We start from the raw sequence: 22,062 nt of genomic DNA, 5'->3' as shown, positions 1-22,062 counted from the left end.
ATGTTGCTGCGTCGTGCTTCCATGCTTTCCGTTCCGGTGCTGGCCATCGTGCTCGCGTTGGGTGGCGGCTCCCGTGCGCAGGCGCAGGTGCTGGGCCCGGTGCAGCGGTCGCTGCCACACCTTCCGCTGCCGGCCACGCCCTTGCCCGATGCAGTGCCCGGCGTGAACCTGCAAGGTGTCGATAACCTGCTGCGGCGACCACCAGCCCTGGGCCTGAAGTTGCAGGTCGACCGGCTGCTGCGCCGGGAGCCGCGGCGCGTCACTGTCGACCCCAAGGGCGCACCGATCCTGCGCAGCGAATTTCTCGCCATGGGCCTGTCGGATGCCCAGCGCGATGCCGTACAGGCGCAGGGCTTCACCGTGGATCGCGCCACCCCGGCGGACGCCACGCTTGGGCTGGAACTCGTGGTGCTGCACGACACCCGTGAACGCGGCACGCAGGTGGCCATGCGCGCCCTGCAGCAGGCCGCACCGGATGCCGCGTTCACCTATCAGCATCTCTATCTCCCGGCAGGTGATGCCGGCGCAGCGTCCGTCGCGTGGGCGCCGGCCGGCGTGCCGGCGCGTCGCGTGGGCATGGTCGATGGCGGCGTCGATCCGGCCGATCCCGCGCTGGTGCAGGCTCGCCTCGAAACACACGGCTGCGCCAAGGCCACCGCCACGCGGCATGGCACGGCAGTCGCCGCGCGCCTGGTCGCCGGCGATGCAGACACCTTGTATGCCGCCGACCTGTGGTGCGGCGACGAGGTCGGCGGCGCCACCTCCGGTCTGGTGGACGCACTCGCGTGGATGGATCGCGAGCACGTGGCGGTCATCAACATCAGCCTGGTCGGGCCCGACAACCCGGTGCTCGCCCGCGCGGTGCAGGCGATGATCGCGCGCGGCCACGTGCTGGTCAGCGCGGCCGGCAACGACGGCCCTGCGGCGCCGCCGCTGTTTCCGGCGGCCTATCCGGGCGTCATCGGCGTTGGCGCCGTCGATGCACACGACCACGTACTGCCCGAGTCCGCCGCCGGCAGGCAGGTGGCCTTCTGCGCACTGGGCGTGCTCGGCAGCGGCCGCGACAGGCTGCGCGGCACCTCGTTCGCCGCGCCCATCGTGGCGCGCAAGGCTACCCGGGTGCTTGACACTCCCCAGCCCGGCGCGGCGGCCCAGGCCTTGCAGCGCCTGATCGGCGAAGCCCATGCACTCGATGGTTCGCGTTGCGGCCACGGCCTGCTGTCACCCTAAGCTGAACGCGAAGCAACGGTGCCCGGCAGGCATGGAAGGATGCTTCGGCGCCGCGCGTAGTGGTCTCCGGAAGCCGCGGATTCGCCGCCGGCAGGAGGTCCCGACATGAACAACACGACCCGCAGCAACAAGACCCTCGGCATCGCCCTGTGCACGGGCGCGCTGGTGCTGGCCTCGATGAGCAGCGCCTATGCCCAGCATCTGGGCGGCGGGCTCGCCGGCAGCATTGCCGGCAGGATCGGCCAGATCCCGACCGCAGCGGGCCAAATCGGTGGTGCCGCGCAGGGCATGGGCCATCTCGACACCCCGCCCGTCGACGCCAGCCCGGTCACCGACCGCGCGCAGCGCTTGCGCCAGCGCGCCACGTCGAGCGCGGAACAGGCGAAGCAGACGGCGGCGCAGGCCTCCGACCAGGTGAGCGGCCAGGCCAGTGCCAACGGCAATGCATCGGCCTCTGGCAGCCTCGACGGCGGGGCGCTGCGCGATGCCGCCAATGGTGTCAGCGGCCAGGCGGATTCGGCCGTCTCGACGGCCAAACAGAGAGCTGCGAACGCTATGGGGCGCACACGGAATGCGGCTGACGACGCTCGCGCCGACGCCAGGGACGCGGCCCGGGCCGGCGTCAGCAAGGCCCGGCAAGTCGCCGCCAACGGCTCGGCCGCAGCCCATTCGCGGGGCGCGCAGGCCACCGGCAAGGTGAAGGGTGTGGCCTCGTCCGCCACGGACGACGCGGGCAGCCAGTTGGGCTCGATCGCCGGCGCCGCCGACGCCAGCCCGACTGTCGAGGCCGCAGGCTCGGGCAGTGCCAGCGGCAACGCGAACACCAGTTCCAGCGCCGCCACGAACGGCTCGACCAACGGCCAGGCCAACAGTTCGTTCGGCCGCGGCGTGGCGACCTCGGCGCGGGCCAACGGCAGCACGAATGCCGGTTCCAGCGCCGCCGCGAACGGCTCGGCCAATGGCCAGGCCCGCAGCTCGTTCGGCCATGGCGTGTCGGCCTCGGCGCAGGCCAACGGCGGCGCGGACGCGAATGCACAGGGGCATTGATCCCTGAGCCGTGACGCCAGGCCAGGCATCATGCGAAACGAAAAAGGCCCCGCTCGCGGGGCCTTCTTCGTGACTACGGCTCAAGCAGGCGGAACGATCAGGCGAACGGGTCGTCCATCACGATGGTGTCGTCGCGGTCGGCGCCAGTGGCGACGATGGCAAGCTTGCAGCCGGAGAGTTCCTCCACCGCGCGCAGGTAGGCGCGGGCGGCGGCGGGCAGCTTGTTCCAGTCGCGGATGCCGGCGGTGGATTCGCTCCAGCCGGGGAACTCCAGGTACACCGGCTTGCACTCATCCCAGCCGTCGGCATCCAGCGGCGCCAGCTCGCGGCGCTTGCCGCGGTACTCGTAGGCGATGCAAACCTTGATCGTCTCCAGACCGTCGAGCACGTCGAGCTTGGTGATGGCGAGGCCATTGATGCCGTTGATCTGCACGGCGCGCTTGAGCGCCACCAGGTCGATCCAGCCGCAGCGGCGCGGACGACCGGTGCTGGCGCCGAATTCGTTGCCGACCTTGCGCAGGCGCTCGCCCATGGCGTCGTTGAGCTCGGTGGGGAACGGGCCGCCGCCGACGCGGGTGGCGTAGGCCTTGCAGATGCCCAGCACGTAGTCGATGTCGTGCGCGCCCACGCCGGTGCCGGCCAGCGCGCCGCCCACCGTAGTGTTGCTGGAGGTGACGTAGGGATAGGTGCCGTGGTCGATGTCGAGCAGCGCGCCCTGCGCGCCTTCGTACAGGATGCTGCCGCCTTGCGCGCGCACGTCGTGCAGGATGCTGGCAACGTCGTCCACCATCGGCTTGATGTACTCGCCCCAGGCCAGCGCGTCCTTGAGCACGGTGTCGTAGTCCACCGGCGCGGCCTTCAGCCACTGGGTGAGGATGAAATTGTGGTAATCCACCGCCGCCTTGAGCTTCTCGGGCAGCTCGTGCGGGTACATCAGGTCGGCCACGCGGATCGAGCGGCGCGCCACCTTGTCCTCGTAGGCCGGACCGATGCCACGCCCGGTGGTTCCGATGGCGCTCTTGCCGGCGGCAACCTCGCGCGCTTTGTCCACCGCGATGTGGTACGGCATGATGAGCGGCGTGGCCGGGCTGATCTTGACGCGCGAACGCACCTCGACGCCATTGCCTTCCAGCTCGGCGATCTCGTGGATCAGCGCCTCGGGCGACAGCACCACGCCGTTGCCGATCAGGCACAGCGCATCCTCGCGCAGGATGCCCGAGGGGATCAGGTGCAGCACGGTCTTCTTGCCCTTGATGACCAGGGTGTGGCCAGCGTTGTGGCCGCCCTGGAAGCGTGCCACCGCGCTGACCCGCTCGGTCAAGAGGTCGACGATCTTGCCCTTGCCTTCGTCGCCCCACTGCGCGCCGAGGATGACTACTGACTTGCCCATGATGTACTCGCTCAAGTTGATGTAATACGTTCAGGCAGGCACGCAGGCGTCCCCGGAAGAACGCCGAACCTATCGCTGCCTGCGGCTAACCGCCGTGAACTCCGTGAGCGCCATGCACCGGCGCGCATGGCTCAATGTTTGGCCTGTGCCGGGTCGCCGAAGTAGTGCAGGAATTCCGCCTCGGGCTTCAGGATCAGCACGCCGTTGCCGCTGTCGAAGGATTTCTTGTAGGCGGCCAGGCTGCGGTAAAAGGCGAAGAACTCGGGATCCTGGTTGTAGGCTTGCGCGTAGACCGCCGCGGCCTTGGCATCGCCTTCGCCGCGCACCTTGGCGGCATCGCGCTCGGCGTCGGCGCGCAGCACCTGGCCCTGGCGGTCGGCGTCGGCCTTGATCTTCTCCGCCGCTTCCTGGCCGGTGTAGCGCAGTTCGTTCGCCAGTTGCAGGCGTTCGGCGCGCATGCGCTTGTACACCGACTCGCTCACTTCGTCCGGCAGGTCGATGCGCTTGATGCGCACGTCGACCACGGCGATGCCGAGGTTCTTGCGCGCCGAGGCGTCGGTCTGCTGGCGCACCCGCTCGGTGATGTCCTTGCGCCCGCCGGAGATCAGATCCTGCAGGGTGCGCGCGTTGAATTCGAAACGCAGCGCGTCCTTGATGATGGGCGTGAGGCGCTGCTCGGCCTGCAGCTGGTCGCCGCCGGTGGCACGGTAGTAGGTAGCGTTGTCGGCAATGCGCCACTTCACGTAGAAGTCGACGTTGACGCTCTTCTTCTCGGAGGTGAAGTAGCGCTCGGGCTGGGCGTCCAGCGACAGGATGCGCTTGTCGAAATGCACCACCTGCTGCACCACCGGCAGCTTGAAATGCAGCCCCGGCGCGTAATCGGCACGCACGATGCGGCCAAACTGCAGCAGCAGGGCGCTCTGGCCCTCGTTGACCACGAACAGGCTGTTCAGGCCAAGCAGGAGCACGAGCGCGGCAATGACGCCGGCGAAGAGGCGATTCATGGCTGCTTCTCCTTGCCCGTGTCGCTGGCGGTGGCCGTGACGGTCACCGGCGCGGAGGCTGCCTTGCCGTTGCTGCCGGCCGCCGTGCGCGCCGCGTCGCCCGCCGGCAGGTTGATGATGTTGCGGCCGCCGGAGCCGTCGATCACCTTGGGATTGTCGGCCATCACCTGCTCCATCGTTTCCAGCCACAGGCGCTTGCGGGTCACCGCCGGCGCGGCCTTGTACTGTGCCAGCAGCAGGTCGAAGCGGGCGGTGTCACCCTGCGCGCGGGCGATGCGCTCAGCCTGGTAGCCGGCGGCTTCGGCGGCGATGCGTGCCGCGTCGCCGCGCGCCACCGGCACCACCTTGTTGGCGTAGGCCAACGCGGCGTTCTCGATGCTCTGCTTGTCTTCGCGGGCGTTGTTGACGTCGTCGAAGGCGTCCTTCACCTCGGCTGGCGGCGCCACGTTCTGGAAACTCACCTCGGTCACGCGCAAGCCGCTGTGGTAGGCATCCAGCGTCTTTTGCAGCGCCTGCTGCGCCTCGCTCACCAGGTTGGCGCCGGCGGCGGAGAGCACCCGATCCATGTCGCTGCCGCCGATCACCGAGCGCACGGCCGCTTCGGCCGCCGCGCTCACGCTGGCATCGGGATCGTTCACCGAGAACAGGTATTTGCGCGCGTCGTCCACCTGGTACTGCACGGTGAAATCGACCGTGATGATGTTCTCGTCGCGGGTGAGCATGGACACGTGGTCGTTGACCGAACGGATGCGCGTGGCCTCGACCTTGTCCACCGCCTCCACCGGCACCGGCAGCTTCAAGTGGAAGCCGGGCGGCAGCGTGCGGGCGTACTGGCCGAAGCGCAGCACCACACCGACCTGGCGCGCGCCGATGATGGTGTAGCTGCTCATCAGGAGGCCTACCGCAACCAGCACGAGGATCGCGGTGAGGATGCCACCCGGGCCACGGCCCAGCCCGCCCAGATGCTTGCCGAGCCGGCCCAGCCACTGTTCGGGCGAGAACTTGTTGCCACCGGGGCGCGGGCGGTTCCAGGGGTCGCGCTGCCCACCGCCGGGTTCGTTCCAGGCCATCGTCAGTTTCCTTGGGGGTGCCGGACGAACCGGCACGTTACGCCAAAACAGCTCATGGTGAACGGTACTTGCATCGCGCGGAGCCGAGTTGCCGGTCGGGTGGCGCGCGAAGGTTTTCGCACCGCGCAAACGAATGGGATTCTAGCAGACCGAGTCCGCACCCGGACAGTTTTTGGCGAGCAGCTCGCGCAGCGGCGCGGCCTCGCCGTCATCGCTGCCGCCGAGCGGGGCGATGACGCCAAGCGGCGCGTCGATACGCAGGCGCCAGCCGTGCTCATCGACCTCTTCGCCGGCAATCGCGCCGGCCGCCTTGAGCCGCGCATGCAAGCGCCCTGCCGTCAGCGGCAGGCGCAGTTCGGACCGCACGCGCTCGCCGCCCAGGCGTTCACCCAGCGCCTCGCGCAGTAGAGCCAACCCCGCGCCGCTTGCGGCAGACAGCCACACCGCTCGCGGACGACCGTCGCCGTCGCGATCGATGCGCGGTTCCATCGCGGGAGCCTGATGGGAAACGAGCTCCGTATGAGAAGTGCAGCCATGGACGGCGGCCGTTTGATCTTCGCCGGCAAGGACGCCAGCACTGGCTTCTGAAGTGCGGCCGTGGATCGCCGCTCCCTGATCCTCGTCAGCAGGGACGCCGGCACCAGCACCGTCGCCGCCACCCACCAGGTCGATCTTGTTGTAGACATGCAGCTGCGGCACGTCGCCGGCGCCGATTTCCTCCAGCACCCGGTCGACCACGCGGCGCAGCACGTCGCGCTCATCATCGGCGGCATCGCTGACGTGCAAGAGCAGATCGGCGTCGCGCGCCTCGACCAGGGTGCCACGGAAGGCGGCCACCAGGTCGTGCGGCAGCTCGCGGATGAAACCCACGGTATCGGCGATCACTGCCGGGCCGCAGGCGAGGTCGTCGAGCCGGCGCACGGTGGGATCGAGCGTGGCGAACAGCTGATCGGCGGCATATACGCCGCTGCTGGTGAGCGCATTGAACAAGGTGGACTTGCCGGCGTTGGTGTAGCCCACCAGGGCCACCCGCGGCACCGTGTTGCGCAGGCGCGCGCGGCGCTGCTGACCGCGTTGGGTCTGCACCTTCGCCAGCCGCTTGGTGAGCTGCTTGACGCGTTCGCCGAGCAGGCGGCGGTCGGTTTCCAACTGGGTTTCGCCCGGGCCACGGTTGCCGATGGCGCCGCCGCGCTGGGCGTCCAGGTGACTCCAGCCGCGCACCAGGCGCGTGGCGATGTGCTTGAGCTGGGCCAGCTCCACCTCCAGCTTGCCCTCGTGCGAGCGGGCGCGCTGGGCGAAGATGTCGAGGATCAAGCCGGCGCGATCCACCACGCGGGCACTGACGTGCTTTTCGAGGTTGCGCTCCTGCACCGGACTCAGGAAGTGGTCGACCAGCACCAGGTCGGCCTCCAGCGCACGCACCATCTCGGCCAACTCGTCGGCCTTGCCGCTGCCGATGTAGAAGCGCGGGTTGGGCACTTCGACGCGGGCGGAAACGCTGCCGAGAATCTCGGCGCCGGCGGACGTCACCAGCTCGGCGAATTCCTCGGCACGACGCGTGGCGTCACCGCCGCCCCGGCCATAAGGCAACACGAGGACGGCACGTTCGCCTTTCTTCTGACGATCAAACACGTGGGGCGGCAGCCTGCGAAGAGGGAAGGAACCGGAGCGGTTCCACCTTCATGTGGGCCGGCCGGCGACGATTCAAGCGTCTGCGGCGGCGTCCGCCGGGGCGGCGTCGGACGACGCGTCATGGCCGTCATGGCCATTGCCGATGCGCACGTTGCGGCTGGGCACCACGGTGGAGATGGCGTGCTTGTACACCATCTGGCTGACCTGGTTGCGCAGCAACACCACGAACTGATCGAAGGATTCGACCGTGCCCTGCAACTTGATGCCGTTGACCAGATAGATGGCCACCGGCACGCGCTCGCGGCGCAGGGCATTCAAGAAAGGATCTTGCAGCGATTGTCCCTTGGACATTTGTTGTTTTCCCCTGTGCGGCGAGCCTGCCGGGAAAAAACGCCTGCGGCGCCCCGGCGTAACGTTGGCGATGTTAACCGGGTTCAAGGGCTTGAAGGAAGCGGTTTTTCATCTATCCGGCCCGATCCGGCGGCAGGCCCAGGAACAGCTCCACCGCCGCCGCCACGGCAGTCAGGGGCGATGCCGGCTCGGGGTCGAACAGGCGCGCATCCAGTTCGGAACGCAGCCAGGTGATCTGCCGCTTGGCCAGCTGGCGCGTGGCGAAGATGGCCCGCTCGCGAAACGTGGCGGCGTCGATGCGGCCATCCAGATGCTCCCAGCCCTGGCGGTAACCCACCGCGCGTATCGCCGGCAGGTCGGCGTGCAGATCCCCGCGCGCGCGCAAGGCGCGCAACTCGTCGAGAAACCCCGCCGCCAGCATGGCATCGAAGCGCCGCGCGATGCGCGCGTGCAGTTCGCTACGGCTGGCCGGCAGCAAAGCCAGCTTCAGCACGCGCCACGGGAACGCCCCGCCCTGCCCCGCGCGCTGCAGGTCGGACAAGGGCCGCCCGCACAGCTCGATCACTTCCAGCGCGCGTCCGATGCGTTGGGCATCGTTCACGCCGATCCGCGCCGCCGCAGGCGGATCGAGCCGCGCGAGGCGCGCATGCAGCGCCGGCCAACCCGTGAGCTCCGCCTCCTCGCCAAAACGGGCGCGCAGCGCCGGGTCGGCTGACGGCAACTCGGACAGCCCGCGCTGCAGGGCGCGGAAATACAAGCCGGTGCCGCCCACCAGTAGCGGCACCCTGCCGCGCGCCGTGATCGCGCGCATCGCCGCCAGGGCATCGTCGCGAAAATCCGCCGCGGAATACGGCTGCGCCGGATCACGTATGTCGATCAAGGCGTGCGGGTAACGCCGCAGCGTGGCTGCATCGGGTTTGGCCGCGCCGACGTCGAGCCCGCGATAGACCAGCGCCGAATCCACGCTGACCAGCTCCACGCCGAAGTGATCGGCCAGCGCGCAGGCAAGGTCGGTCTTGCCCGAAGCAGTGGGACCCATCAGGAAGATGGCGCGTGGGCGGGTATCGAAGCGGGTATCGCGGTTCATGCGTGGCGGGTATCGGAGCAAGCCGCAAGGGTAACCGATGCCGGCTTGCGCAAAACTTCGGCAAACCAAGCCAAGTGACTGATAGCGCGCCCGCAATCGCGCTTTTCCACAGGCTTGTCCCGGTCGTATCCACACCTCCTGTGGATAGCTCGGCGCTGCAACGCACGACGGTCGCCCGCCGGCGCGGTCGTATAATCGTCGGCCTCCCGCCCGCTTCGCGGGCCTGTCGATGGATTCCCCATGCCGCAGACAATGAAAGCCCTGGTCAAGCGCAAGCCCGAACAGGGCATCTGGATGGAAGAGGTGCCGGTGCCCGAGGTCGGCCCCAACGAGGTGCTGATCAAGATCGAGAAGACCGCGATCTGCGGCACCGACCTGCACATCTACAAGTGGGACGAGTGGAGTCAGCGCACCATCAAGCCCGGCCTGACCATCGGCCACGAGTTCGTCGGTCGCATCGTGGAAGTCGGCCCCGGCGTCACCGGCTACAAGGTCGGCGACCGCGTCTCGGCCGAGGGCCACATCGTCTGCGGCCACTGCCGCAACTGCCGTGCCGGCCGCCAGCACCTGTGCCCGAACACCATCGGCATCGGCGTGAACCGCAACGGCGCGTTCGCCGAATACATGGCCATGCCGGCCTCGAACCTGTGGCCGATTCCCGACCAGATCCCGTCCGAACTGGCCGCGTTCTTCGATCCCTATGGCAACGCGGCGCACTGCGCGCTGGAGTTCGACGTGATCGGCGAGGACGTGCTGATCACCGGTGCCGGCCCGATCGGCATCATCGCCGCCGGCATCTGCAAGCACGTGGGCGCGCGCAACGTGGTGGTCACCGACGTCAACGACTACCGTCTGAAGCTGGCCGCCGACATGGGCGCCACGCGCGTGGTGAACGTGGCCAACGCCTCGATCAAGGACGTGATGAAGGATCTCCACATGGAAGGCTTCGACGTGGGCCTGGAGATGAGCGGCAACCCGCGCGCCTTCAACGGCATGCTCGACTGCATGTACCACGGTGGCAAGATCGCCCTGCTCGGCATCCAGCCCAAGGGCGCCGGCATCGACTGGGACAAGGTGATCTTCAAGGGCCTCACCCTGCAGGGCATCTACGGCCGCAAGATGTACGAGACCTGGTACAAGATGACCCAGATGGTGCTCACCGGCTTCCCGCTGCAGAAGGCGCTCACCCACCAGATCCACATCGACGACTTCCAGAAGGGCTTCGACCTGATGGACGCCGGCCAGTGCGGCAAGGTGGTGTGCTCCTGGAACTGAGCGTTGGTGATTTTTCAAGTTCCCTGCCCAGCCATGGATGGCCGATGGCGAGTCCGCCGCGTCAGTGGTTGATTCACGGTGGCGCGCCTGGACATGTCCGGCCGCGCCAATGAAAAACCCCGCACGACGCGGGATTTTTCACCGGTTCTGACAAGTGCCAGCGACGGCGGAACGCCACCGCCGTCGCGATACCTCGACACGGTATCCGCGTAAACTTTCCCGGCCCGGCACGGCTGCCGGCCAGGGGAAGCTCCCGGTGCGCCGCGCCGGCCACGGCGCCCACGGATACCCGACATGAACGACCGACCCCCATCGACAGGCTCCAGACTGGCGGCAGCACGCGCCAAGGCGCTGCTGTGGTGTCGCTCGCGCCGCGTACGCCGGGCCGGCCTGATCGTCGCCATCGTGCTGGCCGTCTATGGCCTGCTCGGCTTCTTCGCCGCGCCGCCGATCATCAGGCACCAGTTGCAGACGCGGCTCACCGCCCTGCTCGACCGCCCGGTCAGCGTGGGCGAGGCGCACCTGAATCCATTCACCCTGCGGTTGCAGCTGGACAAGCTGCACATCGCCGACCGCAACGGCCGTTCGCCCTTCGTCGATGTCGACCGCGCGGTGATCAACGCCTCGTGGAGCTCGCTGTTCCGCCTGGCGCCGGTGCTGGACGAACTCTCGCTGCAGCATCCGCAACTGCACATCGCGCGCGGCGCGCCGCAACAGTTCAACTTCTCCGACCTCGTCGCCAAATTCGCGGACGGCCCGCCGCAGCCAGGCAGCCAGCCGGCGCGCTTCGCGCTCTCCAACATCCGCGTGCACGACGGCGACATCGTGTTCGCCGACGCGGTAACGCACGCCACGCACCGCATCGACCACCTGGAGCTCGGCATTCCGTTCATCGCCAACCTGCCGCGCGACACCGACGTGTTCGTGCAGCCGCTGCTGGCGATGAACGTGGACGGCAGCCCGCTGCGCGTCAAAGGCCGCACCAAGCCGTTCGCGGGCAGCCGCGAGTCGATGGTGAGCTTCACGCTGGATCACCTCGACCTGCCGCGCTACCTCGGCTATGTGCCAGCGAGGCTGCCGGTGGCGATCCCGCGCGGCCAGTTGTCCGGCCAGCTCGAGCTGCACTTCGTGCAGGCGAAGCCCGGCCCGCAGTTGCGCCTCGGCGGCCGATTGCAGCTGGACGACTTCGCGCTGGCCACGCCCGGCGGCATGCCGCTGCTGGAAATGAAGCACGCCGACGCCGCATTGGACGATGTGGAGCCACTGCTCTCGCGCTACCGGCTCGGCGCGGTGCAGTTGGATAACCTGACCCTGCACGACACCCGCGCGGCCGATGGCCACAGCACGATCGATGCGCTGACCGGTGGCGATGCGGCAAAACCAGCCCCATCGGCCAAGCCCGCTGCATCCGCCACCGAGGTGGGCATCGCCATGCTGACCCTGCAAGGCGGCCGCGTCGTGTATACCGATGCCAGCGGCCGCAAGCCCGCCACGCTGGCGCTGGAAAACATCCATGGCACGCTGCGCGGCCTGTCCACGGTGGCCGCGCCGCCGGCTGCACTCGACATCGCCGCCACGCTCGACGGCGGCAGCCTGGCGACGCACGGCAAGCTCGACCTGGCGGCCAGCCGCTACGACGGCAAGCTGGACATGCAAGGCGTCGGCCTGCCACCGCTGCTGCCGTTGGCTCCGCCGATGCTCAACGCCGACCTGGCCAGCGGCACGCTGAGCGCCACCGGCCAGTTGCGGGCGGATTGGCGCAAGGCCCTCAACCTCAGCCTGTCGTCGGCCAACGCCACCATCGCCAACTTCGCCCTCGCGCAGGGCAAGCGCACGCCGCTCGCCTGGCAATCGCTGGAAGCCGGCATCACGCACTTCGATCTCGCCAGCCACACGGCGCAACTCGACCATCTGATCGCGCACGGCCTGCAGGTTGAGGCGCAGCGCCTGCAAGACGGCGGCATCGACCTCGCCAACCTGGTGAAGCCCGCACCGCCGCATGGCCCGCACCAGCCGTCGCCGCCGTCGCCCGGCTGGCACTGGAGCATCGCCCAGACTGGCATGGACGGCAGCTTGGCGCTCACCGATCCCCGCCTTGCCGGCCGTCGCGGCCGCACCGAATTCAAGCTGGCACACGCCCGGCTCGACGGCCTCTCCGACGATCTGCGCCAGCCGCTCAAGCTGGCGCTGGACGGCGGCAGCGGTCGGGGCCGCCTGCGCATCGACGGTACGCTGCGTCCGCAGCCGTTGGATGCCGACCTGCGCGTGCGCGCCGAGCGCCTCGACGTCGCACCATGGCAATCGCTGGTCGAGGTGCCGCTCAACGTCACGCTCGCCCAGGCCCTGCTCAGCGCCGATGGCCGCCTGCGCTACCGTGCGCACCAGCCGCAAGCCCAACTCGACTGGCGCGGTCGCATCACCCTCGGCAAGCTGCGCGTGCAGGACAAGCTCAGCGGCGAGGACTTCCTGCACTGGAATTCGCTGGACGCCAGCCACCTGGACGTGCACCTGGGCGGGGACGTGCCGCAGGTGGCGGTGACATCCCTGGCACTGGACGACTTCTACGCCCGCCTCATCATCAACGCGAACGGCCGGCTGAACCTGCAGGATGTGGTGGCCAACCCGGCGGCCGCGCCGGTGTCCGTGACCCAAGCCCGGCGCTCGCCGGCCGCGAAGCCGTTGCCGCAGGCCGCTGCCACGGCCGCACCAGCCGCCGACATCCGTATCGGCGGCATCACGCTCTCCAACGGCCACCTCAACTACACCGACGACTTCATCAAGCCGAACTACACCGCCAACATCACCCAGCTCGCCGGCAAGGTCGGCGCGTTCGGCAGCGTCGACGGGGCACCCGCCGAGCTGAACCTGCAAGGCCAGCTCGACGACAGCGCGCCGCTGGCCATCACCGGCACGATCAATCCCCTGCTGCCGGCGGCCTTCCTCGACGTGAAGGGCAAGGCCGACGACGTGGAGCTCACCCACCTGTCGCCGTACGCGGGCAAGTACACCGGCTATCCGATCACCGGCGGCCTGCTCAACATGGATGTGCACTATCGGCTCGACCACGGCAAGCTCGACGCCGACAACCACCTCTTCGTCACCCGGCTCAGCTTCGGCGATGCGCTCCAGGGCAGCGGCATCAGGCATCTCCCGGTGAAACTGGCGGTGGCGCTGCTGAAGGACGCCAACGGCAACATCGATGTGAACCTGCCCGTCTCCGGTTCGCTGGACGATCCGCAATTCAGCGTGGGGGGGCTGGTATGGCATGCCTTCGCACGCCTGATCGGCCGCGCCGTGACCTCACCGTTCCGCTTGATCGCCGCGGCCATGGGCGGCGGCAAGCAGCAGGATCTGGGCTATGTGGAGTTTGCCCCCGGCTCGGCCGTGCTGGACGCGAAGGCGCAGGAGAAACTCGCGCAGATCGTGCAGATCCTGCAGCAGAAGACCGCGCTGAAGCTGGACATCACTGGCCGCATCGATCCGAAGTTCGACGAAAGCGGCCTGCGCAAGGTAATGGTGGACGACCTGGTGCAGCAGGAAGCCGGCAAAGACGCCGACCTGGCCAAGCTCACCCCCGACCAGTACGACAAGTACCTGAAGAAGGCCTACAAGCACGCCAAGTTCCCCAAGCCGCGCGACGCCATCGGCCTCACCAAGTCGCAGCCGCCGGACGTGATGCGCAAGCTGCTGGAAACCAATGCGCCGGTAAACGCGGGCGCGCTGCGCCAGCTCGCCGAGCGCCGCGCCGACGCCGTGCGTGCCTGGCTGCGCGGCAAGCTCGACGACAGCCGTGTGTTCGTGCTGGCGCCCAAGCTCGACACCAAGGGCATCGACGATCAGGGCAAGACCACGCGCGTCGATTTCGGTCTGCACTGATTTGCCATCAGCCTTGATCGCGAAGGTCAAACGGGTGGCCATCCGTGGCTGCACTGTTCAACAAGATTTTTGCGATCATCCTTGATCGCGAAGATCAAACGGGCAGCCATCCGTGGCTGCACTGTTCAATAAACTCCATCCTTTCCTCACCAACGGACTCCCCACATGAGCTACCCCGGCCAGGCGCGCTACGCCAGTGAACTGAATTCCATCCGCGAACAGGGCCTGTTCAAGGCCGAGCGTGTGATCGTCTCGCCGCAGTCGGCCGAGATCACGCTGGCCGACGGCCGCAAGGTGCTGAACTTCTGCGCCAACAACTACCTGGGCCTGGCCGACCATCCCGACGTGATCCAGGCCGCCAAGGATGCGCTGGACACGCACGGCTTCGGCATGGCCTCGGTGCGCTTCATCTGCGGCACGCAGGATCTGCACAAGCAGTTGGAGGCGAAGATCGCGCACTTCTTCGGCACCGACGACACCATCCTCTACGCCGCCTGCTTCGACGCCAACGGCGGCCTGTTCGAGCCGCTGCTGGGCGAGGAGGACGCGGTGATCTCCGACGCGCTCAACCACGCCTCCATCATCGACGGCGTGCGCCTGTGCAAGGCCAAGCGTTTCCGCTACGCCAACAGCGACATGGCGGATCTGGAGAAGCAGTTGCAGGCCGCCGACGCCGCCGGTGCGCGCACCAAGCTCATCTCCACCGACGGCGCGTTCTCGATGGACGGCTTCATCGCCAAGCTCGACCAGATCACCGCGCTGGCCGCGAAGTACCACGCCCTGGTGCACATCGATGAATGCCATTGCACTGGCTTCCTCGGCGACACCGGTCGCGGTTCGGCCGAGGTCAACGGTGTGATGGACAAGATCGACATTTTCACCGGCACGCTGGGCAAGGCACTCGGCGGCGCGCTGGGCGGCTTCACCACCGGCCGCGCCGAGATCGTCGAGATGCTGCGCCAGCGCTCGCGGCCGTACCTGTTCTCCAACTCGCTGCCGCCGCACGTGGTGGCCGCCGCGATCAAGGTGTTCGACATGCTGGACGCCGCCGGCGACCTGCGCGACAAGGTGAAGGAAAACACCCGCTATTTCCGCGAGGCGATGACTCGCGCCGGCTTCGACATCAAGCCCGGCGTGCACCCCATCGTGCCGGTGATGATCTACGACGCACCCAAGGCGCAGGCGATGGCCACGGCACTGCTCGACGAAGGCATCTACGTCACCGGCTTCTTCTACCCGGTGGTGCCGCAGGGCCAGGCGCGCATCCGTACCCAGATGAGCGCGGCGCATACGCGCGAGCACCTGGATCGCGCCATCGCGGCGTTCACCAAGGTGGGCAAGCAGCTCGGCGTGATCTGATCAGCGACGCCTGAGCGCCGCCACCTCGGCGGCGTCCAGGTGCCGCCACTGGCCCTTGGGCAGCTCGCCCAGTTGCAGTGGGCCGATCGCCACGCGCAGCAGCCGCAGCACCTCGAAGCCCTGCGCTGCCAGCAAGCGGCGGATATGACGGTTGCGGCCTTCGTCCAGCACCACTTCCAGCCAGGCATTCTTTTCGCCCGTGCGCAGCAGGCAGGCGCTGCGCGCCCTGAGCAAATCGCCGCCTTCGCGCACGCCGGCCAGCATGGCTGCCAGCGCCGCCGCATCCGGCTGGCCCACCACCTGCACGTGGTAGGTCTTGTCCAGGTGCGTGGCCGGCTCGGTGATGCCCGCCGCCCACTCGCTGTCGTTGCTGAGCAGCAGCAGGCCTTCGCTGGCCTTGTCCAGCCGCCCCACCGGACCCAGCCACGGCAAGCCGGCATCGCGCAACAAGCCGTAGACCGTGTCGCGGCCGCGCTCGTCGGCGGCGCTCACCACCAGGCCGCGAGGCTTGTTCAACGCCAGATAGACGCGCGCCGCCACGCCCACCAGCTCGCCGTCCAGGCTGAGCCGATGACGCTCGGCCACCACTGGATAATCGGGATCGCACACCACGCGCCCATCCACCATCACCCGACCCGCGCGCACGGCCTGCTCGGCCTGGCTGCGCGAGCACACGCCCAGTTTGCTGAGCGCGCGGGCGACTCCATGGCGTTTGCCGGGCGGCGTAGGCGTTTTCACGTCAGGTGGCATGCGTGGCGGCGGAAAGGCCGCGAGTCTGCACGCTGGCACGCCAAAAAAGAAGCCCGGCTCGCGCCGGGCTCCGTGTCACTCATGCAACGCGTGCGATCAGTGCTGCACCTGCAGCTCCACGCGACGGTTCTGCGCGCGACCGGCATCGGTGGCGTTGTCGCCGATCGGGTCGTTGGCACCGTGGCCAATCGGACCGCTCAGGCGGCTGGCATCGATGCCATGGCTGGTCAGGTAGCTGTACACGATCTGCGCGCGACGCTCGGACAGCGCCTGGTTGTACGCCGGCTTGCCCTTGCCATCGGTGTAGCCGGCCACCGTCACGTGCACGTCCGGATAGCGCTTGAGCGTGTCCACCGCCTGCTCCAGCAGCGAGATCGAGTCGGCGGTCGGTTCGGCCAGCACCTTGGCGATATCCTTTTCGCCCACCTTCGGACGGTCGTACTTGAAGTTCACGCCGCGCAGGTCGATCACCACCTTCTGCGGTGCCGGCGCTTCCATCGGGGCCGGGGCTTCGGCGGGAGCCGGCGCCACTGGCGCCGGGGCCGGCGCCGCGGCCGGCACTTCGCCGATGCGCGAGACGATGCTCAGGCCCAGGAACCAGTCGCCGTAGCCGCTCTTGGTCGGCTGGCTCTTGTTGTCCCAGTCGTAGCGGTAGCCACCTTCCACGCGGAAGTCGGCGCTGTTGTTGATGGCCGCGGACAGGCCCAGGCCCAATTCAGCCGCCGGCGACCAGCCATGATTGCCGGGATCCTGATGCTGGCTACCCATCACGCCAGCCAGGAGGTAGGGGCGCCACTGCGTCTGGCCCATGTAGAAACGCGCGGCCACGCCGAGGTTGTTGTTGCTCCATTTGCCGCCGCCGACCGCGCTGTCCACCTTGCGCTTGGTACGGTCGAAGAACACGTCCACCGACGTATTGGCCGCGATGAACTTGCCGACGCCCAGGCCGTAGTAGATCTGGCGGCTGTTGGTATTGCGGTCGGTGTCGTTGTAGTAGCCACCCACGGTCGGCGCGACGTACCAACGGTCGTCATAGCCGTTCGGCCAGACGGGCGCGGTCGCGGCGTCGCCATTGTCGGCGGCCACAGCGCTCTGGGCGTGGAAGCTGCCCACGCCGCCCACGGCCAGCGCGAGCATGAGATAAAGGCTCTTGTGCTTCATTTGGTTATCTCCGTTTCATTATATGAAGGCTGCCGCGTCCGTCTTGATCTGTGACGACGCATCGCGTGCGGACGACTTTTTTTATTTTACACAAAGCTAACAACGACCAACCCTGTCACTGGTGGCGCCATTGTGTCGCCATACAGCTTGCTCTACTCCGAGGCTCACGGCCCCGGTGTGTTCACAGCGTGAAGAGACCCAGGAACTGCTGGATCGGCATGGCGTCGAGCTGCACCGGATCATTCGCCACCGCCAGGATGGCCTTGACCTTGTGTGCCGGCAGGTGGGCGCGCATGGCGGCCTCGAATTTCCTGAGCAGCACCGGGATACCCTCGGCGCGACGCTTGCGGTGGCCGATCGGATAATCGATAGACACTTTCTCCGTGCTGCTGCCGTCCTTGAAGAATACCTGCACCGAATTGCCGATATAGCGTTTCTCCGGGTCGAAATAATCCTTGGTGAACTGCGGATTTTCCACCACGCTCATCTTGTTGCGCAGCGTGTCGATGCGCGGATCGGCGGCGATGTCGTCGTTGTAGTCGCTGGCCACCAGGCGGCCGAAGATCAGCGGTACCGCCACCATGTACTGGATGCAGTGGTCGCGGTCGGCGTAGTTGGCGAGCGGGCCGGTCTTATCGATGATGCGGCAGCCGGCCTCCTGGGTTTCGATCACCACGCGGTCGATCTCATCGAGCTTGCCGGCCACCTGTCCATGCAGTTGCATCGCACACTCCACCGCGGTCTGTGCGTGGAATTCGGCCGGGAAGCTGATCTTGAACAGCACGTTCTCCATCACGTAGCTGCCGAACGGGCGCTCGAACTCGAAGGCCTTGCCCTTGAAGGCGACGTCGTAGAAACCCCAGGTCTTGGCGCTGAGTGCCGACGGGTAGCCCGCCACACCGCGATACACCGCGTTGATGGCATGGGTGACGGCGCGGCGGCAAGCATCACCGGCGGCCCAGCTCTTGCGCGGCCCGGTATTGGGCGCGTGGCGGTAGGTACGCAGCGCGCCGTTGTCGATCCAGCTGTGCGACACCGCCGTGGTGATCTGCTCCTTGTCACCGCCCAGCATGTGGGTGGCGACGGCGGTGGAGGCCAGGCGCACCAGGATCACGTGGTCCTGGCCCACGCGGTTGAAACTGTTTTGCAGCGCGTAGCAGCCCTGGATCTCGTGCGCCTTGATGGCGTAGCCCAGCACGTCGCGCACGGTCGGCGCGGTGCCGCCTTCACGCTCGGCCTGGCGGCCCTGCCAGTCGGCCACGGCGAGGATGGCGCCGAGGTTGTCGGAGGGATGGCCCCATTCGGCGGCGAGCCAGGTGTCGTTGAAATCCAGCCAGCGGATCTGCGTGCCGATGGCGAACGCGGCCTGCACCGGGTCGAGCTCGTGGCTGGTGCCCGGCACGCGCGCACCGCCCGGCAGGCTGGCACCCGGCACCACGGGGCCAAGATGCTTCACGCACTCGGGAAACTTCATCGCCATCATCGCGGTGGCCAGCGAATCGAGCAGCATGTAGCGCGCGGTGTCGTAGGCCTCCTTCGACTCGATCGTGTAATCCGCCACGTAATTGGCGATATCGACCATCGGCTGGTCGGGATCGGGGCGGACGGCGGAACGGATGTCGTGGGCGCTCATGGCGGCTCTCGCGTGAGGGAAGCGCCAATTATAGGTGATGCGTCGCGTCATCCGGAATGCGGCAAGGCGGTTGAACCTCGCCTCGCGAGCCACGACAATGGACACGCTACCACCCAAAGGGGAGTAGTTCCGGATGCGCTCCCGCATCCGTGCGGCCTCCGTCATCACGGGCGAAACCTCGCCCCGGGCGCCGCGGCGGTGGATGCCGCGAACGAGACTTTTGCGGTGACGACGGGCTTGCGCGCGCCCGCCGTTGCCGTACGGCCTCGACGCGTCGGAACATCGCATGGAACCCTTCAGCAGTTTTCTCACCGGCTTGCTCACCATCATCCTGCTGGATCTGGTGCTGGCCGGCGACAACGCCATCGTGATCGCGCTGGCCGCCCGCAACTTGCCAAAACCGCTGCAGCAGAAGGCCGTGTTCTGGGGCACCTTCGGCGCGGTGGCAGTGCGCATCGCGCTGACGGCCGTGGTGGTCTGGCTGCTCGAACTGCCCGGGCTGATGCTGGCTGGCGGCTTGCTGCTGCTCCCCATTGCCTGGAAGCTGCTGCAGCACGAAGACACGCCACACGAAGTCAACGCCGCAAGCAGTTTCTGGACAGCCCTGCGCACCATCGTCGCCGCCGACGCGCTAATGGGGCTGGACAACGTGCTGGCCATCGCCGGCGCGTCCAAGGGACACCTGGAGCTGGTGGTACTGGGCCTGCTGGTCAGCGTACCGCTGGTGGTATGGGGTTCCACCCTGATCCTGAAGCTGATCGAGCGCTTCCCGGCCATCATTTACCTCGGCGCCGGCGCGATCGCCTGGACGTCCGCGCGCATGATCGCGCACGACCACTGGTTTTCCGCCTGGTTCGCCGCCCATGGCTGGGCAAGGTACGCGCTCGACGCGCTGCTGGTTGCGGCGATCTGCGGCGGCGGCTGGCTCGCACGACGGCGACCGGGCGCCGCCGCCTCATGAAACGCGAAGAGGGAGCCGAACCGGCCCCCTCTTCGCGACTGCGCGAGCGATGCAATCAGCGCTTGTCGATGGCCACGTAGGCGAGATCTTCCGGCCCGGTGTAGTTCGCGCTGGGGCGGATGATCTTGCCGTCGGCACGCTGCTCGATCACGTGCGCGCTCCAGCCCGAGGTGCGCGCGATCACGAACAGCGGCGTGAACATCGCAGTGGGCACGCCCATCATGTGGTAGGCGCTGGCGGAGAACCAGTCGAGGTTGGGGAACATCTTCTTGACCTCGCCCATCACCTTCTCGATGCGCTCGGACACCTCGAACAGGGTCGGATTGCCGCCTTCCGCGCAGAGCTTGCGCGAGATTTCCTTGATGATCTCGTTGCGCGGGTCGGACACCGTGTACACCGGATGGCCGAAGCCGATCACGATTTCCTTTTTCTCCACGCGGGCGCGGATGTCGGCCTCGGCCTCGTTCGCGTTGCGGTAGCGCGCGATGATCTCCATCGCCACCTCGTTCGCGCCGCCGTGCTTGGGACCACGCAGCGCGCCGATGGCGCCGGTGATGGCGGAATACATGTCCGAGCCGGTGCCGGCGATCACGCGGGCGCTGAAGGTCGAGGCATTGAACTCGTGTTCGGCATACAGCACCAGCGACTTGTCCAGCGCATTGGCGTGCAGCTCGCTGGGCTTTTTGCCATGCAGGACATGCAGGAAGTGCGCCGCGATGGAATCGTCGTCCGTCTCGGTCTCGACGCGCTTGCCGTTGTGGCTGAAGTGGTACCAGTACAGCAGCATCGAGCCGAAGCTGGCCATCAGGCGGTCGGCGATCTCGCGCGCGCCGGTGACGTTGTGGTCGTCCTTCTCCGGCAGCACGGTGCCCAGCACCGAGCAGCCGGTGCGCAGCACATCCATCGGATGGGTGGCGGCGGGCAGCAGCTCCATCGCGGCCTTCACCGGCGCCGGCAGGCCGCGCAGGCGCTTGAGCTTGGCCTTGTAGTTCTGCAGCTCGGTCCAGTTCGGCAGCACGCCGTGCACCAGCAGATAGGCGACCTCCTCGAAGCAACCCTTGGTGGCCAGGTCGTGGATGTCATAGCCGCGGTAGTGCAGGTCGTTGCCGCTGCGGCCCACCGTGCACAGCGCGGTGTTGCCGGCGGCCACGCCGGAAAGCGCGACGGATTTCTTGGCCTTGGGAAGGACTTGTTCGCTCATCGGATGTCTCCTGTGATGCAGGGGGTTCTTTTGAATTCGGGCAGGAGCCCGCTCGCGGGCGATGCTTCCGCTCTGGTGCATGCCGAAGCCAGAGCATCGCCCGCGAGCGGGCTCCTACCGTGGTTTGAAGGTCAGCTTTTCTGTGCGAACAGCGCGTCGAGCTTGTCCTCGTAGGCGTGGTAGCCGAGGAAGTCGTACAGCTCCTCGCGCGTCTGCAGGCGATCGATGATGTGCTTCTGCGTACCTTCGCGGCGCACGGTTTCGTAGAAGCCCAGCGCGGCCTTGTTCATGGCGCGGTAGGCACCGCAGCAGTACAGCGCGATGTCGACGCCCGCCGAGCGCAGCTCGTCGGTGGTGTAGAAGGGTGTGGAGCCGAACTCGGTGAGGTTGGCCAGGATCGGCACCTTCACCGCGGCCTTGAACTTGCGGTAGTCGTCCAGCGACTTCATCGCCTCGGGGAAGATCATGTCGGCGCCGGCCTCGACGTAAGCCACCGCGCGCTCGATCGCCGCGTCGATGCCCTCGACCGCCGCCGCGTCGGTGCGCGCCATCACCACGAAATCGCGATCGGCCTTCGCGTCCACCGCGGCCTTCACGCGGTCGACCATTTCCTCCTTCGGCACCACTTCCTTGCCGGGGCGATGGCCGCAGCGCTTCTGGCCCACCTGATCCTCGATGTGCACGGCGGCCACGCCGATGCGCTCGAAGTTGCGGATGGTGCGCGCGATGTTGAACGCCCCGCCCCAGCCGGTATCGATGTCGACCAGGAGCGGCAAGCCGGTGGCGTCGACGATGCGGCGAGCGTCGGTGAGCACGTCTTCCATGGTGGAAATGCCCAGGTCGGGCATGCCCAGCGAGTTGGCGGCCACACCGCCGCCGGAGAGGTACAGCGCCTGGTAGCCCACCCGTTTGGCCATCAGGCCGGCGTAGGCGGTGATCGCGCCCATCACCTGCAGGGGAGATTCGGCGGCGAGCGCGGCGCGGAAGCGGGCGCCAGCGGTGGCTGAGTGGGTCATATGGCCTCCGTCAAAACGC

General features: G+C 67.7%; 16 protein-coding genes and 1 pseudogene. 6 read left to right on the top strand and 11 right to left on the bottom strand.

Going from position 1 to position 22,062, the window contains the following annotated elements:
- The first annotated feature begins 21 nt into the window (after window positions 1–21).
- Window positions 22–1,230 (top strand): S8 family serine peptidase, encoded by a 1,209-nt coding sequence (locus AC3WQA_RS17200; RefSeq protein WP_492676245.1) that lies wholly within the window; start codon window positions 22–24, stop codon window positions 1,228–1,230.
- A 105-nt stretch (window positions 1,231–1,335) separates the two neighbouring features.
- Window positions 1,336–2,277, top strand: a complete 942-nt coding sequence (locus AC3WQA_RS17195) for a hypothetical protein (protein ID WP_492676244.1) — start codon at window positions 1,336–1,338, stop codon at window positions 2,275–2,277.
- Between the two features lie 97 nt (window positions 2,278–2,374).
- Here the strand turns inward: AC3WQA_RS17195 and AC3WQA_RS17190 are convergent, their stop codons facing one another.
- From AC3WQA_RS17190 to miaA, 6 genes and pseudogenes are all read right to left on the bottom strand, one after another.
- Window positions 2,375–3,667: an adenylosuccinate synthase gene (locus AC3WQA_RS17190; RefSeq protein WP_492676243.1), complete on the bottom strand. Its 1,293-nt coding sequence runs from the start codon at window positions 3,665–3,667 to the stop codon at window positions 2,375–2,377.
- Between the two features lie 131 nt (window positions 3,668–3,798).
- Window positions 3,799–4,671, bottom strand: a complete 873-nt coding sequence (gene hflC, locus AC3WQA_RS17185) for a protease modulator HflC (protein WP_492676242.1) — start codon at window positions 4,669–4,671, stop codon at window positions 3,799–3,801.
- A complete protein-coding gene (hflK, locus tag AC3WQA_RS17180) occupies window positions 4,668–5,741 on the bottom strand; it encodes an FtsH protease activity modulator HflK (RefSeq protein WP_492676241.1) in 1,074 nt (357 codons plus the stop codon). Before hflK ends, hflC begins: the two co-directional genes overlap by 4 nt.
- Before the next feature lie 648 nt (window positions 5,742–6,389).
- Window positions 6,390–7,373 (bottom strand): annotated as a pseudogene (hflX, locus tag AC3WQA_RS17175) (ribosome rescue GTPase HflX); the annotation flags it as partial.
- A gap of 72 nt (window positions 7,374–7,445) precedes the next feature.
- Window positions 7,446–7,724, bottom strand: coding sequence for an RNA chaperone Hfq (gene hfq, locus AC3WQA_RS17170; RefSeq protein WP_492676240.1), 279 nt, complete (start codon window positions 7,722–7,724; stop codon window positions 7,446–7,448).
- A 112-nt stretch (window positions 7,725–7,836) separates the two neighbouring features.
- A complete protein-coding gene (gene miaA / locus AC3WQA_RS17165; RefSeq protein ID WP_492676239.1) occupies window positions 7,837–8,811 on the bottom strand; it encodes a tRNA (adenosine(37)-N6)-dimethylallyltransferase MiaA in 975 nt (324 codons plus the stop codon).
- Window positions 8,812–9,051: 240 nt separating this feature from the next.
- Here miaA and tdh point away from each other — a divergent pair, with 240 nt between their 5' ends.
- The 3 genes from tdh to kbl all read left to right on the top strand — a co-directional run bounded on the left by tdh (window position 9,052) and on the right by kbl (window position 15,321).
- On the top strand, window positions 9,052–10,086 hold the full coding sequence (gene tdh / locus AC3WQA_RS17160) for an L-threonine 3-dehydrogenase (RefSeq protein ID WP_492676238.1): 1,035 nt from the start codon (window positions 9,052–9,054) through the stop codon (window positions 10,084–10,086).
- A 294-nt stretch (window positions 10,087–10,380) separates the two neighbouring features.
- A complete protein-coding gene (locus AC3WQA_RS17155) occupies window positions 10,381–13,962 on the top strand; it encodes a DUF748 domain-containing protein (protein ID WP_492676237.1) in 3,582 nt (1,193 codons plus the stop codon).
- 165 nt (window positions 13,963–14,127) lie between these two features.
- Window positions 14,128–15,321, top strand: a complete 1,194-nt coding sequence (kbl, locus tag AC3WQA_RS17150; protein ID WP_492676236.1) for a glycine C-acetyltransferase — start codon at window positions 14,128–14,130, stop codon at window positions 15,319–15,321.
- Here kbl and AC3WQA_RS17145 read toward each other — a convergent pair whose 3' ends face one another.
- The 3 genes from AC3WQA_RS17145 to AC3WQA_RS17135 all read right to left on the bottom strand — a co-directional run bounded on the left by AC3WQA_RS17145 (window position 15,322) and on the right by AC3WQA_RS17135 (window position 18,865).
- A complete protein-coding gene (locus tag AC3WQA_RS17145) occupies window positions 15,322–16,071 on the bottom strand; it encodes a pseudouridine synthase (protein WP_492676235.1) in 750 nt (249 codons plus the stop codon). It abuts the gene before it with no gap.
- 96 nt (window positions 16,072–16,167) lie between these two features.
- Window positions 16,168–17,232 carry an OmpA family protein gene (locus tag AC3WQA_RS17140; protein WP_492676234.1) on the bottom strand — a complete coding sequence of 355 codons (1,065 nt, stop codon included), beginning with the start codon at window positions 17,230–17,232 and terminating at the stop codon, window positions 16,168–16,170.
- A 181-nt stretch (window positions 17,233–17,413) separates the two neighbouring features.
- On the bottom strand, window positions 17,414–18,865 hold the full coding sequence (locus tag AC3WQA_RS17135) for a bifunctional 2-methylcitrate dehydratase/aconitate hydratase (protein WP_492676233.1): 1,452 nt from the start codon (window positions 18,863–18,865) through the stop codon (window positions 17,414–17,416).
- Window positions 18,866–19,151: 286 nt separating this feature from the next.
- Here AC3WQA_RS17135 and AC3WQA_RS17130 point away from each other — a divergent pair, with 286 nt between their 5' ends.
- A complete protein-coding gene (locus tag AC3WQA_RS17130; protein WP_492676232.1) occupies window positions 19,152–19,826 on the top strand; it encodes a TerC family protein in 675 nt (224 codons plus the stop codon).
- Between the two features lie 55 nt (window positions 19,827–19,881).
- Here AC3WQA_RS17130 and prpC read toward each other — a convergent pair whose 3' ends face one another.
- Window positions 19,882–21,027 (bottom strand): bifunctional 2-methylcitrate synthase/citrate synthase, encoded by a 1,146-nt coding sequence (gene prpC, locus AC3WQA_RS17125; protein WP_492676231.1) that lies wholly within the window; start codon window positions 21,025–21,027, stop codon window positions 19,882–19,884.
- A gap of 131 nt (window positions 21,028–21,158) precedes the next feature.
- Window positions 21,159–22,043, bottom strand: a complete 885-nt coding sequence (prpB, locus tag AC3WQA_RS17120) for a methylisocitrate lyase (RefSeq protein ID WP_492676230.1) — start codon at window positions 22,041–22,043, stop codon at window positions 21,159–21,161.
- Window positions 22,044–22,062: the final 19 nt, after the last annotated feature.

It is taken from the genome of Rhodanobacter sp. FW106-PBR-R2A-2-24 (assembly GCF_058789615.1).
Note: the sequence above shows the minus strand (reverse complement) of the source record. Positions and strands in the feature narration are given on the sequence as shown.

Coding starts and splice junctions, on each gene's coding strand:
- AC3WQA_RS17190 (WP_492676243.1), bottom strand. CDS start 3,667: ATGGGCAAGTCAGTAGTCATCCTCGGCGCGCAGTGGGGCGACGAAGGC.
- AC3WQA_RS17130 (WP_492676232.1), top strand. CDS start 19,152: ATGGAACCCTTCAGCAGTTTTCTCACCGGCTTGCTCACCATCATCCTG.
- AC3WQA_RS17140 (WP_492676234.1), bottom strand. CDS start 17,232: ATGAAGCACAAGAGCCTTTATCTCATGCTCGCGCTGGCCGTGGGCGGC.
- prpB (WP_492676230.1), bottom strand. CDS start 22,043: ATGACCCACTCAGCCACCGCTGGCGCCCGCTTCCGCGCCGCGCTCGCC.
- hflK (WP_492676241.1), bottom strand. CDS start 5,741: ATGGCCTGGAACGAACCCGGCGGTGGGCAGCGCGACCCCTGGAACCGC.
- prpC (WP_492676231.1), bottom strand. CDS start 21,027: ATGAGCGAACAAGTCCTTCCCAAGGCCAAGAAATCCGTCGCGCTTTCC.
- AC3WQA_RS17200 (WP_492676245.1), top strand. CDS start 22: ATGCTTTCCGTTCCGGTGCTGGCCATCGTGCTCGCGTTGGGTGGCGGC.
- hfq (WP_492676240.1), bottom strand. CDS start 7,724: ATGTCCAAGGGACAATCGCTGCAAGATCCTTTCTTGAATGCCCTGCGC.
- hflC (WP_492676242.1), bottom strand. CDS start 4,671: ATGAATCGCCTCTTCGCCGGCGTCATTGCCGCGCTCGTGCTCCTGCTT.
- kbl (WP_492676236.1), top strand. CDS start 14,128: ATGAGCTACCCCGGCCAGGCGCGCTACGCCAGTGAACTGAATTCCATC.
- AC3WQA_RS17145 (WP_492676235.1), bottom strand. CDS start 16,071: ATGCCACCTGACGTGAAAACGCCTACGCCGCCCGGCAAACGCCATGGA.
- AC3WQA_RS17155 (WP_492676237.1), top strand. CDS start 10,381: ATGAACGACCGACCCCCATCGACAGGCTCCAGACTGGCGGCAGCACGC.
- AC3WQA_RS17135 (WP_492676233.1), bottom strand. CDS start 18,865: ATGAGCGCCCACGACATCCGTTCCGCCGTCCGCCCCGATCCCGACCAG.
- tdh (WP_492676238.1), top strand. CDS start 9,052: ATGCCGCAGACAATGAAAGCCCTGGTCAAGCGCAAGCCCGAACAGGGC.
- miaA (WP_492676239.1), bottom strand. CDS start 8,811: ATGAACCGCGATACCCGCTTCGATACCCGCCCACGCGCCATCTTCCTG.
- AC3WQA_RS17195 (WP_492676244.1), top strand. CDS start 1,336: ATGAACAACACGACCCGCAGCAACAAGACCCTCGGCATCGCCCTGTGC.